Here is a 16,243-nt window from a genome sequence, read left to right as displayed (position 1 = left end):
AATGGAGAACAGAATGAGCGACAAAATTATCCAGTTAACTGACGACAAGTTTGAAGCGGATGTAATCAATGCTGATAATCCTGTGCTGGTAGACTTCTGGGCTGAGTGGTGCGGCCCTTGTAAAATGATCGCACCTATCTTGGAAGAAGTTGCTTCCGAGTTTGAAGGCAAGTTAACAGTTGGTAAGTTGAATGTCGATGAAAATAATGAAACACCGCCAAAATACGGTATTCGTGGCATTCCTACACTTCTGCTTTTCAAAGGCGGTAATGTAGCTGCAACTAAAGTGGGCGCGTTATCAAAAGCCCAGTTAACTGAATTCTTGAACGAAAATCTGTAATCATTATTGATTTGCGTTAAGTTAAAAAGCCGGCATTTATCCAATGCTGGCTTTTTTTGTTTTATTGTTGGCGGTGTTGTAGTCATCCAAATATTAATAACCACAGTAATACACCTGTGATTAATTAATCTCTACGTCCCAAAACATTTTTATACGTAAAGTATTTTAACGATTGTTTGTTAAAATACTGGACGATAATAAAATTAGGTGCTAACGTTCTATTAGCTCGTATCCGAGCAGCGTTCTGCTTGCCCATATCCGGGTGTAAATAACCTTTTCTATAAACGAGTTAGTGACGTAGAAGTCCTGTAAGCAAAGTCCAAGCACAAAGACCCACCAGTATGAATTTAACTGAATTAAAGAATAAACCAATTAATGAGTTGGTTGCCCTGGCCGAAGAAATGGGCCTGGAAAATATGGCGCGAGCCAGAAAGCAAGACATTATCTTTTCTATCTTGAAAACGCATGCGAAAGGCGGAGAAGATATTTTTGGCGACGGAGTACTGGAGATTCTTCAGGATGGCTTTGGGTTTTTACGCTCTGCCGACTCGTCTTATTTAGCCGGGCCAGACGATATTTATGTTTCGCCAAGTCAAATACGTCGCTTTAACCTTCGAACAGGCGATACTATCGCCGGAAAAATCAGGCCACCAAAAGACAGCGAACGATATTTTGCATTACTGAAAATTCGTGAAGTTAATTTTGATAAGCCAGAAAATTCCCGCAACAAAATCCTGTTTGAAAACCTGACACCCCTTCATGCCGCATCACGTATGCGAATGGAGCGTGGAAATGGTTCTACCGAAGACATCACCGCCCGTGTTCTGGATTTGGCCTCGCCTATTGGTAAAGGTCAGCGCGGTCTGATTGTCGCACCGCCTAAAGCCGGTAAAACGTTGTTGCTGCAAAATATTGCTCAGTCTATCGCCGCCAATCAGCCTGAATGCGAACTGATGGTACTGCTAATTGATGAGCGTCCCGAAGAAGTCACCGAAATGCATCGCCTGGTTCAGGGTGAAGTTGTGGCCTCTACGTTTGATGAACCAGCCAGCCGACACGTTCAGGTGGCTGAAATGGTCATCGAAAAAGCGAAACGTCTGGTTGAGCACAAAAAAGACGTGATTATTTTGCTGGATTCTATTACTCGTCTGGCTCGTGCCTACAACACAGTCATCCCATCATCAGGTAAAGTTCTTACCGGTGGTGTTGATGCCAATGCGCTGCATAAGCCTAAGCGTTTCTTTGGTGCAGCCCGTAACGTTGAAGAAGGTGGTAGTTTAACTATCATCGCCACCGCTCTGGTAGATACCGGGTCGAAGATGGATGAAGTTATTTACGAAGAGTTTAAAGGCACCGGTAACATGGAGCTTCATCTACATCGTAAAATTGCTGAAAAACGGGTATTCCCGGCTATCGACTTTAATCGTTCTGGCACGCGTCGTGAAGAATTGCTGACGACTCAGGATGAGCTTCAGAAAATGTGGATTTTACGTAAAATTGTGCACGAAATGTCAGAAATTGATGCCATTGAATTTTTAATTAACAGACTTTCAATGACCAAAACCAATGATGAATTCTTTAGTGCCATGAAGCGTCAAAAAAGTTAAGTTGAGCAATGTCTCTTGAAAAAGCGCGTTTTTAAAACGCGCTTTTTTTATGTCTGAAACTTCTTAAATGAGCACAAACTAGTCCTTTCAGTTAAGCCATAAATTCGCTAATGTAGAAAAAAACTACAAGGAAATATTATGAAACGTACTGCTGTAGCGCTGGCGTGCATGCTGGTAAGTGGGTTGTCTTATGGACAAAGCCAGGTTGACCAGCTTATAGACAAAGTAGAGCCACAGGTTATTGAATGGCGTCACCATTTTCACCAGTATCCAGAGCTGTCTAATCGTGAATTTGAAACCGCTGAATACATTACTAATTATTTAAAAACGCTTGATGTTGAAATAACCACAGAGGTGGCAAAAACAGGCGTGGTTGCGGTACTAGACAGCGGCAAGCCCGGTCCCGTGATTGCGTTGCGCGCCGATATGGACGCCTTGCCCGTACCTGAACAAAATGACCTGCCTTATAAGTCTACCCAGACCGCCCAATACAATGGCGAGACCGTACCTGTTATGCATGCCTGTGGTCATGATACCCATATGGCAATGCTGATGGGTACAGCAAAGGTACTGACTGAAATGAAAGACCAGCTACGCGGCAAAGTGAAATTCATTTTTCAACCAGCCGAAGAAGGTGCGCCAGAGGGCGAGCAGGGCGGTGCTGAGGTAATGGTCAAAGAGGGCGTGCTTAAAAACCCCGATGTCGATGTTATTTTTGGTTTACACATTAATGCCAATACCGATATTGGTAAAGTACGCTATACCCCCAAAGGCGCTATGGCCGCGGTCGATCCATTTAAAATTGTAATCAAAGGCAAGCAGGCCCATGGTGCTTACCCTTGGAAAAGCGTTGATCCTATTGTAACGGCTGCGCAAATGGTCATGTCGCTACAAACTATTGTTAGTCGTGAGCTTAAACTTATTGATGCCGCCGCGGTGGTGACGGTGGGCTCGATTCATGGTGGCAACCGTTCAAATATAATTCCTGAAGAGGTAGAACTGGTCGGAACAATCCGCACCCTTGATAAAGACGCCCGAGAGCATGTTTATGAAGCAATGCAACGCAAGGTGAAAGGTATTGCTATGAGTATGGGCGCTCAAGCCAATCTGACATTACCGCTGGATTACAGCTATCCTATTACCTTTAACGACCCTCAGTTAACAGCGCAGATGTTACCCACACTGAAACGTACAGCGGGTGAAGACAACGTATTGTTGTCTAATCCGGTAACCGGCGCGGAAGATTTTTCTTTTTTCCAGGAAGAGGTTCCGGGTTTGTACTTGTGGGTAGGGGGGAAGCCTCTTGATGTTTCTGAAAAAGAATCGCCCGCGCATCATACACCCGAGTTTAAAGTTGATGACAAAGGGATGAAGCTAGGCGTAGAGCTTTTAACCCATATGACGCTGGATTATATGCAGGCAGCAGATAAATAAACGCAACTAAAAATGGCCCTGCTACTTTTAAGGTAGTCAGGGCCATACATTTAAAACAGGCTGTCTTTAGCCAGAGGTGTCCTTTTTCACAAGCGGTTTGCCCACCATGTACAACACGAGGTAGCCTGCAATGGCACTCACTAGCGACCCGGCTAAAATGCCTACCCGTTCATCAAATATACGATTTAGACCAGATTCTTCAAATGCAAGAGCGCCGATAAATAAGCTCATTGTGAAACCTACTCCGCACAACAATGCACACCCATAAATATGTTTGAGCGTTAATCCGACCGGCAGCGTTGCTAATTTAAGTTTGACGGCCAGATAACAAAATGAGAATACACCAATTTGTTTACCGACAAATAATCCCAGGAAAATTCCGAAGGTTACAGGGTGCATGATGCCTTCAGGTCTTATGGCGCTAAAATCAATACCGGCATTAGCAAAAGCAAATAACGGCAAAATCCCGAAGCTAATGGCAGGGTTTAGCTCATGCTCGAGCCGCGTTACGGGCGAATAACTAGCGTCACGCTTGCTACGCATAGGAATAAACGCAGCCAGAACCACCCCAGCCAGGGTCGCGTGTACACCCGATTTTAAAAGAGCTACCCACAATACAAGCCCAACCAGCATATAGGAGGGAAGATCAATCACCCCCCTACGGTTCATAATGGCCAAAATGCCCAGACAAACGCAGGCAATAATTAATCCGGCGACGGTAATGTTATTGGTATAAAACAGCGCAATGATTGCAATCGCACCAATATCGTCGATGATGGCCAGGGTCACTAAAAAGATTTTAAGACTGGTGGGCACCCTGTTGCCTAATAGGGCTAATATACCCAATGCAAATGCGATATCGGTGGCAGCCGGTATCGCCCAACCCGACATTGCTGTGCTGTCGCCCCAGTTAATCCATACATAAATTAACGCCGGCACTGCCATACCGCCTATCGCACCGGCGGCGGGCAATACCATGTCTTTGGGGTTGGATAGTTCTCCCTCACACACTTCCCGCTTTAATTCTAAACCAATGTGAAAGAAAAAGATGGCCATCAAGCCATCGTTTATCCATAGCAATAGCGGCTTTTCTATACCCCACTCGCCCGCTTTAATCACTACTGGTATTTCGATAAGTTGGTTGTACCAGGGAGACAGGGGCGAATTAGCGACGATTAATGCCAGCGCCGTAGCAGCCATTAAGATAATACCAGCCGAAGAGTCACGCTTTAAAAAATCAGCGACAACTTCGTTGATTTGCTGCACCTCATCAGACAAACTCATATTTTTTTCTCCAGCAAAGATGTTTTAAAGGCGTGGGCTGTCAGGCTAAGCGGGCGGCTTTTACGCGTGACAACATACCATGAACTTCGTAAAGGAAAATCCGTTACGTTCAGTGTTCTGATATTATCGGGCGCGGCCTGCGCCAGGGTATGCTTTGAAAGAATTGCCAGTCCCAACCCCGAAGCAACCGACAAACGAATAGCTTCGTTAGACTCAATAATCATCAAATCATTGAAAGTTATATTATTTTTAAGACAGTATTCATCAATGGCTTTGCGGGTGCCGCTGCCGTTTTCTCGCAACAAAAACTTTTCATCAAGCAAATCCTGCAATGTACAGTTATCAGGACCCTGGTAATCAGGCGGTGCAATGACCACCAGCTGATTATCTAAAAAAGCACTCGCCTGAATACTCTCATCTTCAGGAGGTTGACTGAAAATATAAATATCGTCGCGGTTTTGTTTAAGGCGTGCCGCAATTTGCTGGCGATTGCCTATGGTAAAGTGAACATCAATATTGGGGTGAGCCTTGCAAAAGGCGCTAAGCATAGGCGGAATAATATATTTTGCTGTGGTTACAGCAGCAAGTTTTAAAGAGCCAGTTTCAATGCCCTGCAGGGCCTGTATATGAGTACTTAGCTTTGCCTGTGAGGTAAGCACTTCCTGGGCACATAAATAAGTTGCTTCACCGGCTTCTGTCATGTGCACTTTACCGCCGAAATGTTCCAGCAGGGGCAACCCGACAATTTGCGACAATTTTTTTAGTTGTAATGAAACGGTGGGCTGCGACAGCGCCAGCGAGTGCGAAGCAGCCGTTACCGACCCGCCATCAACCACTTCCTGAAATACCTCCAGTAAACGAAACGTAAGATTATTCATGTTTTTCTGTGCGCATTGCCCTATGTTTTATAATTATGAGGTGTACAGATGTGTATTACAAAAACCCTCGAATGGTTCAGTTATGAACTTGTCTGCCTGTAGGCTTAACCCTGATTATGCGTTACAATCTTTCGCCTTTAAAGGCACTGAAAAGTATACAACCAGTGCGCTATTTTTTTATGCATTCATCCATTAAAGGAAGCATTTGATGGCAAAAGTAGCAATCGTAATGGGCTCCACGTCTGACTGGCCAACCATGCAAGCAGCAGCAAAGATGCTTAGAGGCTTTGGGGTCGAGTTTGAAGCTAAAGTAGTTTCTGCTCACCGTACCCCAAATTTATTAGTGGAATTTGCTGAAAACGCTGACGAACAAGGCTTTAGTTGTATTATTGCCGGCGCGGGTGGCGCTGCTCATTTGCCTGGCATGCTGGCGGCGCACACGCACTTACCGGTATTTGGGTGCCCTGTAAAATCTAAAGCGCTTAACGGGCTGGATTCATTGTTATCCATTGTGCAGATGCCAAAGGGTGTGGCCGTAGGCACGTTGGCCATTGGTGAAGCCGGTGCCGCCAACGCCGGGCTTCTGGCGGCGCAGGTGGTGGCGCTACAAGATTCAGCTGTAAAACAGGCAATTATTGATTTTCGCTCACAACAAACCGACTCTGTGCTGTCAAATAGCCAGTTGGAGTTAGACGAATGAGAGTGCTGGTTTATGGGGCTGGGCAGCTTGCGCAAATGATGTACCTTGCCGGCGCGCCATTAGGTATAGAAGTGGAAGCTGTGAATGTCACCACCGATACGGTTGTTCATCCTGTTAGCAAGTTGCCCTTAGACTTGAGCCTTGACCAGGCTATTGAAGCCGCAGATGTTCTGACAGTTGAGTTTGAACATGTCCCTGAGCGTTTGTTAGAGCAGGCTGATAAAAGCGAAAAGCTGTTACCGTCGATGGAGGCTATATTAGTAGGCGCCGATCGGGTACGCGAAAAGCAATTGTTGGAAAAGCTCGATATTCCTAATTGTGCCCACCGCATTGTCAGTCATCTGGATCAACTGGATGAGTGTATAGATGCGTTAGGTGACCAGCTCATTATTAAAGCCAGCAGAGACGGCTACGACGGCTACGGTCAATGGCGGCTGACCGATGCTGCTCATTTACCCAAGCTAAAGCAACAGCTCGATGGGCTGGATCTTGAGTTAGTGCCGTTAGTGGTAGAGCAAATGCAAAACTTCGACCGTGAGCTGTCACTTATCGGTGTACGCAGTAAGTCCGGCGATATAAAGGTCTATCCTTTAACCGAAAACTTACACCACCTTGGGCAGTTGCATGTATCTATAGCTCCGGCTCCCGCTGTTTCACAAGAGCTGCAGCAGCAGGCAGAAGATATTTTCAATCGGCTGGCTCAGGGTATGGATTACACCGGTGTGCTAGCGGTAGAGATGTTTCAGTGTAAAGACACCTTGCTGGTCAATGAACTGGCCCCCCGGGTGCATAATTCTGGACACTGGACCACCACAGGAAGCGATACCAGTCAATTTGAAAATCATTTACGCGCGGTGGTGGGTTTGCCATTAGGTGATACGCAGGCGCTTTCACCTTCTGCAATGATAAACATTATTGGATGCGGCACCTTTTCGCGCGATTTGCTTAGTATTGAAGGGTGTCATCTGCATTGGTACGGAAAATCTGTTCGTGACAAACGAAAAATGGGGCATATAAATCTTACTGCGGCTACCTACGCTCAGTTAGGGCAAAAAATGCAGCAACTGGTCAATTACGTACCCGAAGATGCGTTTCCAAAACTGGCTGGTGAAGCTCAAAAACTCAGCAGTTACAAATAAATAAGTGTAAGTGGCTTGACAAAAGCTATGGTCGCTTTAGAATACGCCCGGCTTGCTTATTGTAAGTAAATAAGTAAGCGGTTTTATGTGTGCCGACTTAGCTCAGTTGGTAGAGCAACTGACTTGTAATCAGTAGGTCGCCAGTTCGATTCCGGCAGTCGGCACCATTCTAAACCTTCCCCATTGTGTATTCGCTGACTTTGCTTAGCGCCCTTTCTGACGTAAGATAAAAAATAAATCCTGTAGGATGTTTTTATGTTGCGCGTATGTTTAGCCATTATCTTTCTTAGCATCTGTACTTTGGCCTCGGCGATGCCGCGGATTTCTGATACATCTGCCACTTTATCTGTTGAAAGCCCATATATCACCGCCGGGTTTGCACTGGCAACTACCGCTGCAGGTTATGTAACCTTACACAACCCACAAAGCTCGCAGGTCCATATTATCCGGGTCAGTGTACCTGAAGCCGTGGCGCGTCATGCTTCTATTCATCGCAGTGTCGCAGAAGACAACCTGATAAAGATGCGGCCTGTGACGAATGATCTGGTTTTACAACCCAACGCGGGCTTAGTATTTGAAGCCGGTGGATATCACTTGATGTTACAGGGGTTAACGCAACCCCTAACAGCAGGCGATACAGTGCCTGTTACTTTTCATTTTCGGCAACGCGACAACCAAAACATAAACTTTGAGGTGCGTAAGCTTGATAATGGGCAGCATCAGCACCATCATTGAATAGGTCTGAGTAAGGCAATAAGCATCATGAAGTAATCCAAATCCTTACTGACTCAGTATCTAAAACTAAGATGATAAGCAATGCTATCAATCGCAAAAACTGATAAAGGAGCGTGTAATGAGTAAAATCGATATCGGAATTTCAGAAGATGATCGTAATTCAGTAGCTGAAGGTCTCAAAAGGTTACTGGCAGATACGTATACCCTGTATTTGCAGACACATAACTTTCACTGGAATGTAACAGGGCCGCAATTTCGTAACCTGCACCTGATGTTTGAAGAGCATTATGTAGAGCTGGCAGAAGCGGTCGATGATATTGCAGAGCGTATCCGTACCTTAGATGTGGTTGCACCGGGTACTTACAAAGCGTTATCTGACTTAAGCTCAATTGAAGAAGTAGAAGGCGTTCCAGAGGCAACCGAAATGGTACGCTTGCTGACCCACGGCCACGAGCAGGTAGTTAAGACCAGCCGTGATGCGCTTAAAAAAGCTCAGGATGCTGATGATGAGTCATCTATTGCTTTGATTTCAGATCGTATGCGGGTACACGAGAAAACGGCATGGATGTTACGTGCATTGTTACCCAACTAGAAAGTAACGATAAAAGAACATAACTATGCGTAAAAATTCGCTTACCAAACGCCTGGCCATATTGCTGCCGGGCGTTTTTGTACTGTGTGGCGCCAACGCTCACAGTAACGAAAAAACAGAAGATAGCAAAATACAGGTTAAAGAACTGGCCACAGGTTTAGCCAACCCCTGGGGTATGGCATTTTTACCCGATGGCGACCTGCTGCTTACTGAACGAGCGGGTAATATTCGCCGCTATTCGTTTGATGGCGGGTTGAGTAACCCACTAAAAAACGTGCCCGCGGTCGATGCGGTTAATCAGGGCGGTATGCTTGATATTTCGTTAGATCCTGAGTTTGCTAATAACCAGACCCTTTATTTTTGCTATGCAAAAGCGGGCAAAGGTGGACGTAGTAGCGCGGTATCTAAAGCAACGCTTAAAGATAATACTCTGACAAATGTAGAAACCATCTTTGTGGCTGAACCTCTTGTCGATAATGGCTTTCATTTTGGATGTCGATTGGCTTTTGACAGCGAACAACACTTGTACGTGTCGTTGGGCGACCGAAATTCTTATATGGACGAAGCGCAAAACACCGACAACCATTTTGGTACGGTTGTGCGTATTAATAAAGATGGTTCAGTTCCCGAGTCAAACCCGTTTGTTGACGGTAACGCACCTGAGATCTTCACCTATGGCCATCGTAACGTACAGGGGATGACTATTCATCCGCAAACCGGGGCTGTTTGGGCAATGGAGCACGGTCCTAAAGGGGGCGACGAGGTCAACATTTTGTCGAAAGGCAGCAACTATGGCTGGCCAGCGATTACTTACGGTATCGACTATGACGGCAGTGTTGTTTCAGACAAAACTCACGATGAAAGTATGCAGCAACCGTGGGTTTACTGGGACCCGTCTATTGCCCCGAGCGGCATGACCTTTTACACAGGTGAAGCCTTTAAAGACTGGCAGGGTGATTTATTGGTTGGGTCACTGAAATTTACCCACTTGCGTCGTATTGATATTAAAGACGACAAGCCCGGCGAACAACACGAGTATTTACGTGATAACAGCGCCAGAATTCGTGATGTAGAAGTAGGACCCGATGGTCTTATTTATCTGCTGACCGATTCCCCGGACGGCAAATTACTTCAGCTTTCACCGGCAAAGTAGACAGCAACTTTTAAAAAACCAGCGTTTGTAGCTGGTTTTTTTATGTCTTGAAAGCTCATATTGTCTGATCTTGTCTGAAACAGCGCAAGTAGCTATAAGATAACTGCCAGCTATTCGGGCTAGCAAATGACCAGGTAAACTCTGATAATTTGTGGGGTTTATCTTTTGGCAAAAAAGGAGAAATTTTTTATGCGCAAACTTCTTATCGGTGTATCGGCGGCAATGTTAACCCTTGGTGCTACCAGTGTAGTGGCAGCAGACAGCTACACCGTCAAAATGCATGCCCCGGGCGAAAAAACCTCCGCCGGCTCGGTGATTATTGAAGAGCACGATGACGGCTTAGTTTTTCGCCCCTCGCTAGAAGGCTTGAGTGCTGGCGGGCACGGGTTTCATGTTCACGAAAATGGCTCATGTGACAGTGCAATGAAAAATGGCAAGAAAGTGCCTGCTGGGGCGGCTGGCAGTCATTTAGATCCTTCAAATGACGATTCTCACGGGTATCCATGGGGCGATCAGAGTCATTTAGGTGATTTGCCATTGTTGTATGTTGGCGAAGACGGCAAGGCGACGCATCCGGTACTGGCAACGCGTTTGTCATTAAGCGATGTAAAAGGCAAAGCCCTGATGGTTCACGAAGGTGGCGATAATTATTCTGATTCACCTGAAAAGCTAGGCGGCGGTGGTGCCCGGGTTCTGTGTGGCGTAATTAAATAGGTCTCGTTGCCTGAACGACGATTAATTATCCAAAAAAAACAGGGCGATATTTATCGCCCTGTAAATTTACCCGCTTATTTATTTTTGTATCGCTCAAACCAGGCTAAAATATTTCCGGTTTTTTGAATCAATCTGGAAGGCTTGCCCGCAATACCGTGACCCGCACCAGGAATTCTCACCATTGCCGCGTCAACCTGTTGTAAACGCAGCGCTTGATAATACTGTTCAGACTCACTGATAGGGGTACGATAATCGGCCTCACCGGTAAGCAATAAGGTAGGCGTGGTTACATTTCCAACCAGCGACAACGGGGAATGTTCCCAAAGATGATCGGCAACCTCCCAAGGTTTACCGGGCATCCAGTATTGCGAAAAATACGGGTATGCATCGGCCGTCAATGCAAAGCTCATCCAGTTAATAACCGGCTTAGCCACCACCGCAGCGGCGAATCGATCTGTTTTACCTATGGACCAGGCAGTCAGTACACCGCCGCCTGAGCCACCGGTAATAAATAAGTTATCAGTGTCTATGGCACTTTTTGCAATCACCGTGTCAACCACATCCATTAAGTCCTGATAATCATCAGACGGGTAATTGTGATGTATTAAGTTTCCGAATTCTGCGCCATACGACGAGCTTCCTCGAGGATTTGACCATACCACTACATAGCCTTTGGCTGCCATGAGCTGTATTTCCATAGCAAAATGGGGACCGTATGCGGCGTGAGGCCCACCATGAATCTCTAAAATCATGGGGTAAGATTTGTTTTTGTCATAACCTGGAGGGTAGGCCACCCAGGCATCAATCGTGCGCTCATCGACACTAGATGTGACCGGTACATGTTCTACTTTGGCTAGATTAATATGCCCAAGCGCATCTTCATTTAATGAGGTTAACTGCTTGTGGTCACCTTTTGGGGTAATTAACGACAAGTCGGCAGGGCGCTGATCGCTGGCCTGAGTGTAAGCTATGTGTCCATTTGCGCTCAAGGCAAATTCGCCAGAGGTGTACGGACGACCCAGTGACTGCCCCCCTAAACTGACATCATAGCGTGTTAACTGACCTTTCAGGTTAACTTTCGCCAATCGGTTATAGCCTTTGTCCAGATAAGAAAAAACCAAAGAACGGCTGTCCCGACTCCAGACAAAATCACCCAGAGAGCGGTCTAAAGCGCCGGTTAAGCGGGTGACATCACCCGTATCCAGTTTCATTATTACCAGGTCAGGGGTTTGGTACGATTGCTTATTATCTTTCAATTGGGTGAAAGCCAGATACTTACCATCGGGGCTTAATTGCGGTCGGGCTTCAGGTCCCGGTGTTTTCGTAATTTGCTCAACTTTACCGGTTGTCGTAGAGAGGCTGAATATGTCTGCGCGGGTTGGATGTAAGGCAAAATCCTCACTGCGGTCTGCGGCAAAATAGAGCGATTCGCCATTTGCCGAAAAGCTAAGTTTTCCACTGTTAGGGTAAGCGCCGGTAGTAAGCTGGCGCGGTGTACCACCATCAGCAGGAAGCAGGTAAATTTGTTGATGGCCGCTGTCCAGGTAGCCCTGACCGTCGGCACGATAATCTGTTTTTTCTATATATTTGGCGTTTTCAGCCCATTTAGCGCCTTCTGGCTTGTTCGGCATATCACTAAACAAAGGTTTTTGTTTTTCAGGGGTAAACAGCGTAAAAGCCAGTTGCTTACTATCTGGCGACCAGGTTAGCTGGTCCGGGCTTTGTGTCAGCTTTGTTAAACGGGCTGTCAAACCTTCTTCTAAATAATGCATATAGATTTGAGCACTGCCGCTTTCATCACTGATGTAGGCAAGGCGGGTACCATCTGGCGATAGCAGTGGTTGGCGAATATTGCCGTCGTTTGCCAACAGCGGGCTGTGGCGTTGTTCGTTTAAGTCAACCTGCCACAATGCGCTGGTGGTGCGGTCATTCATTATATCCATACTGCGGCGAACATAATAAACCGTGTCGCCCTGCTGATTGAAAAAAGGCGCCGCAGCATATTCCAGATTAAAAATATCCTGATATTGCAAAGTATCGGGTAACGCGTCGGAATCTTTTGCTTGTGCGGGCGTAATCAGACATGCCGTCAGGGCAACCGGTAAGTATCGCCGGTAAAACGAAGTGAAGTTCATAGGTTATCCTTGTGAAGAGTAAGTTTTATCGTGTTGGTGGCCTTTCAAAGAAACACGTCCTAGCAAAATATCTTTAAACATTACCCAGTCCCCGGCAAGACTGTAAAGCGGGTAAGAAAATGTCGCAGGTCGATTTTTTTCAAAAAAGAAATGGCCCAGCCAGGCAAAGCCATAGCCAATCACAGGTAATAAAAGCAGTAACCAGCCATTGGTTGAAACCACAGCAATGGCGATAACGGCTAAGACCAGCCATGACCCAATAAAGTGTAAAACCCGACAGGTACTGTTTTGGTGTTCGCTAAGGTAATAAGGGTAAAACTCTTTAAAAGAGCGAAAACGCGGCGAATCCATAGCAGGTACTCCATCGGTGTAAACAGGATGTAAACTGTAAAGGGGCGCACGCTAATTTGCAACTTGAATGGGAAAGGGCCGCGTGCGTTACAATACTCAGGCAAAGCATAAATTCCAATCGCTTGTTTTTTAGCGTGTATACCCCATATCTTGAAGCAAATACATTTTTACGGGCATGAATAATGGAACATATGGGGCAGACAAATATCGTTGATATTAATGTTGAAAACTTTCAGCAGGTTATTTTACAACAGTCGCAGGAAAAACTTGTGATGGTCGATTTTTGGGCCGAATGGTGTGAGCCTTGTAAAGACTTAATGCCAATGCTTGAGCGTATTGCTGGAGAATATCCTAACGACATGGTTCTGGCCCGGGTAGATTGCGAACAGCAACAGGAAATCGCTGCTCAGTTTGGTATTCGAAATTTGCCCACAGTAATGCTGGTGAAAGACGGTCAGCCGGTTGACGGTTTTGCTGGCATGCAGACCGAAAGCCAGATTCGCGAACTATTGGCTAAATATTTGCCTCAACCAGGCGATGAAGAATTACAAAAAGCGGCCGGTCTTATTCAGCAGGGCGATTTTCAAAGTGCCTTTCCATTGGCTAAGCAAGCAGTCGATTTAAGCCCTGACAACATTGATGCACGCTATATGTATATTGATTGTCTGATTGAAACTGGCTCTATTGCGCAAGCTAAAACTGAATTAAGCCAGATTCGAATGGTTGACCAGGATGCCCGCTACCAAAGCATGACCAGCAAAATAGAATTAGCTGAACAAGCGGCAGACTCTCCTGAGCTAAAGCAATTACAACAGGCAGTGGCGCAAAATCCTGATGACCTGCAGCTGAAAATTGACCTGGCGGTGCAGCTTCAACAGGCACACAAAGCTGATGAAGCTTTAGAGTTGTTACATACGGTACTTTTGACCGATTTGAATTTTGGCGATGCGAAAAAACGTATGTTAGATATGATTAATGCGCTGGCAGACGGCGACCCACTAAAGTCACTTTACCGTCGTAAGGTTTATAGCTTACTTTACTAAGCAGGCACTCACTACCCATCCACAATTTAGCCAGAAAAGGGCTCGGTTAGAGCCCTGATAAGAAGCTATTTTTGCGTGTAAGGTGAAAAACCTTCGGTATTAAGCCAGTCAAGCGCGCTAAAGTAGCTATGAAAATAATTTCGCTGATAAGGCGTTGATGTGGCGGGATGGGTTCTTTCTAACTGAGCACGCTTAACCATACCTGTATCCAGTACATAGGCCGCCCGGCATAACCCGTGATCGATGCAATGCAGTATAGATTCGGCCATTCGATTTTGGCATTCCGGGGTGGTTAATACCCAGCGCCGACCGTCTAATAGCGCGCCCCATGGTTGTTGATCAAATTTTGGAATAAGCGCATGAATTTCTTCAATCGCTGCTTCTGTGGTGGCCCGTGTCCATGCACCTGTGGCGTAAACTTCCAGCATGTTACCCGAGACATCCAACGCATATTGCCCGTAACTGGGAAATCTCATTGCTTGTATACCTGGCTGAATCCTGTCTATCATTTATAGCAGAAAACCACGACCACCACATTATCTTATTACTGGTCGTAGTAGTCCCTTGGGTCGCTTTTTCTAAACCGTAACTACTCACCGTATGTAGACTCTGCTACATTGAGACAAATACCCGATAAGAGACACCTGAAGATGTATCAGCAGTTTTATCAGCGCTATTTAGATGCCCATCAGGGTAAACAACATTTTGCCTGCCATAGTCACTACTTCTGGCCCGATGTAACCCGACAGGCCATGCTGGATTATTGGGATGACAGCGCGCGTTATGCTGATGAAAAATGGTCGTTTTTCTTTGATACCGTAGTGCCTCAAAATCAGCAATTTATTAGCCAGACACTAAATACCGGTTTACCCGAGCAAATAGTATTTGCCCCCAATACTCATGAGCTGGTGGCCCGACTACTAAGTTGTCTGAATTTTTCTAAAACCGTAAATGTATTAACCACAGACAGTGAATTTCATAGTGCCAGCCGTCAACTTACACGCCTGGAAGAAACCGGTCAGCTTGCCTGCACGCGAGTTCAGACTCAGCCTTTTGCCAGCTTTACTGAGCGATTTATCGCGCAGATAAAACAACAAAAGTGGGATATGATTTTATTTAGCCAGGTTTTTTTCAATTCGGGTTGGGTTGTTGAAGATATTCACAAAATTGTTCAGGCGGTAGAACATACCGACACTTTGATAGTGATTGATGGTTACCACGGTTTTATGGCCTTACCTACTGACCTGAATGCTATAGCGCAGCGTGTGTTTTATTTGGCCGGAGCCTACAAATATGCGCAAGCGGGAGAAGGCGCATGTTTTGCGCACGTGCCTCCGGGTAATGGCCTCAGGCCGGTCTATACCGGGTGGTTTGCTGAATTTGGTGAACTGGCTAAATCGCGGGCAGATGAGGTAACCTATGCTTGTAACGGCATGCAGTTTGCCGGCGCAACTATGGATTTTTGCGCTTTGTATCGCTTACGCGCCGTGTTTAATTTATTTGCCGAACAAAACCTGTGCGTTACTACTATCAATCGCTATATCAAACAATTACAACAGCGCTTTTTACAGTTATTAGATGCGCACAACCATCCTCATCTGAACCGTGAGTCATTGTTAATTGACGACGAAAACCAAAGAGGGCACTTTCTTACCTTTGAACTTAATGATGAAGACACCACCAAAGCGACTTCACAGGCGTTGCGTGAAAAAGGTATTTTAACCGATTATCGTGGTCGGCGGTTGCGGTTTGGGTTTGGGTTGTATCACAGCATAGACACAATGACCCTGGATGAGTTGAAACAAGTTTGAATGAGGTTAGCTGGACACATTTACTGGCCTTAACCCTGGCGCTGGTCTTCGTTATCGAAGGGATTGGGCCATTGTTAATGCCTAATCGTTGGCGTCTTTTTTTGCTACAACTTAGCCAGCAACGATCAGCGTCCCTGCAAAAATACGGCGGCATCATGGTCGTTATTGGCCTGATTAGTCTGTATTATTTGTGGCCTTAGGGTACTTTCAACCCTATGAATTATAGATAAATTTTTCATATAAATTGTTGATGAAAAACCTCAGTAAGCTATCTGGCTATAAATTGCGCATAAAAAGAGATGATCAGCGACAATGATTTTTGATAGA

General features: G+C 45.8%; 17 protein-coding genes and 1 tRNA gene. 13 read left to right on the top strand and 5 right to left on the bottom strand.

The window, feature by feature from the left end:
- The first annotated feature begins 13 nt into the window (after window positions 1–13).
- From trxA (JK130_RS01670) to JK130_RS01660, 3 genes are all read left to right on the top strand, one after another.
- Complete coding sequence (trxA, locus tag JK130_RS01670; RefSeq protein ID WP_218352458.1) at window positions 14–340, top strand: thioredoxin TrxA; 327 nt, start codon at window positions 14–16, stop codon at window positions 338–340.
- Window positions 341–681: 341 nt separating this feature from the next.
- Window positions 682–1,947 carry a transcription termination factor Rho gene (gene rho / locus JK130_RS01665; protein WP_218352457.1) on the top strand — a complete coding sequence of 422 codons (1,266 nt, stop codon included), beginning with the start codon at window positions 682–684 and terminating at the stop codon, window positions 1,945–1,947.
- A gap of 138 nt (window positions 1,948–2,085) precedes the next feature.
- Complete coding sequence (locus tag JK130_RS01660) at window positions 2,086–3,381, top strand: amidohydrolase (RefSeq protein WP_218352456.1); 1,296 nt, start codon at window positions 2,086–2,088, stop codon at window positions 3,379–3,381.
- A 66-nt stretch (window positions 3,382–3,447) separates the two neighbouring features.
- Here JK130_RS01660 and nhaA read toward each other — a convergent pair whose 3' ends face one another.
- Window positions 3,448–4,665 (bottom strand): Na+/H+ antiporter NhaA, encoded by a 1,218-nt coding sequence (gene nhaA / locus JK130_RS01655; protein ID WP_218352455.1) that lies wholly within the window; start codon window positions 4,663–4,665, stop codon window positions 3,448–3,450.
- Window positions 4,662–5,543: a LysR family transcriptional regulator gene (locus tag JK130_RS01650; RefSeq protein WP_218352454.1), complete on the bottom strand. Its 882-nt coding sequence runs from the start codon at window positions 5,541–5,543 to the stop codon at window positions 4,662–4,664. Before JK130_RS01650 ends, nhaA begins: the two co-directional genes overlap by 4 nt.
- Window positions 5,544–5,751: 208 nt before the next feature.
- Here JK130_RS01650 and purE point away from each other — a divergent pair, with 208 nt between their 5' ends.
- From purE to sodC, 7 genes are all read left to right on the top strand, one after another.
- Complete coding sequence (gene purE / locus JK130_RS01645; protein WP_218352453.1) at window positions 5,752–6,243, top strand: 5-(carboxyamino)imidazole ribonucleotide mutase; 492 nt, start codon at window positions 5,752–5,754, stop codon at window positions 6,241–6,243.
- Window positions 6,240–7,382 (top strand): 5-(carboxyamino)imidazole ribonucleotide synthase, encoded by a 1,143-nt coding sequence (locus JK130_RS01640; RefSeq protein ID WP_218352452.1) that lies wholly within the window; start codon window positions 6,240–6,242, stop codon window positions 7,380–7,382. The genes purE and JK130_RS01640 overlap by 4 nt, the downstream gene beginning before the upstream one ends.
- Before the next feature lie 91 nt (window positions 7,383–7,473).
- Window positions 7,474–7,549, top strand: a tRNA-Thr gene (locus JK130_RS01635).
- Window positions 7,550–7,637: 88 nt separating this feature from the next.
- Window positions 7,638–8,117, top strand: a complete 480-nt coding sequence (locus JK130_RS01630; protein WP_218352451.1) for a copper chaperone PCu(A)C — start codon at window positions 7,638–7,640, stop codon at window positions 8,115–8,117.
- A gap of 118 nt (window positions 8,118–8,235) precedes the next feature.
- Window positions 8,236–8,709: a Dps family protein gene (locus tag JK130_RS01625; protein WP_218352450.1), complete on the top strand. Its 474-nt coding sequence runs from the start codon at window positions 8,236–8,238 to the stop codon at window positions 8,707–8,709.
- Between the two features lie 25 nt (window positions 8,710–8,734).
- Complete coding sequence (locus JK130_RS01620; protein ID WP_218352449.1) at window positions 8,735–9,862, top strand: PQQ-dependent sugar dehydrogenase; 1,128 nt, start codon at window positions 8,735–8,737, stop codon at window positions 9,860–9,862.
- Between the two features lie 189 nt (window positions 9,863–10,051).
- On the top strand, window positions 10,052–10,576 hold the full coding sequence (sodC, locus tag JK130_RS01615) for a superoxide dismutase family protein (RefSeq protein ID WP_218352448.1): 525 nt from the start codon (window positions 10,052–10,054) through the stop codon (window positions 10,574–10,576).
- A 74-nt stretch (window positions 10,577–10,650) separates the two neighbouring features.
- Here the strand turns inward: sodC and JK130_RS01610 are convergent, their stop codons facing one another.
- Complete coding sequence (locus tag JK130_RS01610; RefSeq protein WP_218352447.1) at window positions 10,651–12,711, bottom strand: S9 family peptidase; 2,061 nt, start codon at window positions 12,709–12,711, stop codon at window positions 10,651–10,653.
- A gap of 3 nt (window positions 12,712–12,714) precedes the next feature.
- Window positions 12,715–13,062, bottom strand: a complete 348-nt coding sequence (locus tag JK130_RS01605; protein ID WP_218352446.1) for an Mpo1-like protein — start codon at window positions 13,060–13,062, stop codon at window positions 12,715–12,717.
- 182 nt (window positions 13,063–13,244) lie between these two features.
- Between JK130_RS01605 and trxA (JK130_RS01600) the strand changes: the two genes are divergently transcribed.
- Window positions 13,245–14,105 carry a thioredoxin gene (gene trxA, locus JK130_RS01600; protein ID WP_218352445.1) on the top strand — a complete coding sequence of 287 codons (861 nt, stop codon included), beginning with the start codon at window positions 13,245–13,247 and terminating at the stop codon, window positions 14,103–14,105.
- A 65-nt stretch (window positions 14,106–14,170) separates the two neighbouring features.
- On the opposite strand, the gene JK130_RS01595 is transcribed toward trxA (JK130_RS01600), so the two are convergent.
- Window positions 14,171–14,581: a hypothetical protein gene (locus JK130_RS01595; protein ID WP_218352444.1), complete on the bottom strand. Its 411-nt coding sequence runs from the start codon at window positions 14,579–14,581 to the stop codon at window positions 14,171–14,173.
- Between the two features lie 174 nt (window positions 14,582–14,755).
- Between JK130_RS01595 and JK130_RS01590 the strand changes: the two genes are divergently transcribed.
- Both JK130_RS01590 and JK130_RS01585 read left to right on the top strand, forming a co-directional pair.
- Window positions 14,756–15,916, top strand: coding sequence for an aminotransferase class V-fold PLP-dependent enzyme (locus tag JK130_RS01590; RefSeq protein WP_218352443.1), 1,161 nt, complete (start codon window positions 14,756–14,758; stop codon window positions 15,914–15,916).
- On the top strand, window positions 15,913–16,116 hold the full coding sequence (locus JK130_RS01585; protein WP_246587655.1) for a DUF2065 domain-containing protein: 204 nt from the start codon (window positions 15,913–15,915) through the stop codon (window positions 16,114–16,116). Before JK130_RS01590 ends, JK130_RS01585 begins: the two co-directional genes overlap by 4 nt.
- Window positions 16,117–16,243: the final 127 nt, after the last annotated feature.

The organism is Alteromonas lipotrueiana, assembly GCF_019249245.1.
Lineage (GTDB): Bacteria > Pseudomonadota > Gammaproteobacteria > Enterobacterales > Alteromonadaceae > Alteromonas > Alteromonas lipotrueiana.
Note: the sequence above shows the minus strand (reverse complement) of the source record. Positions and strands in the feature narration are given on the sequence as shown.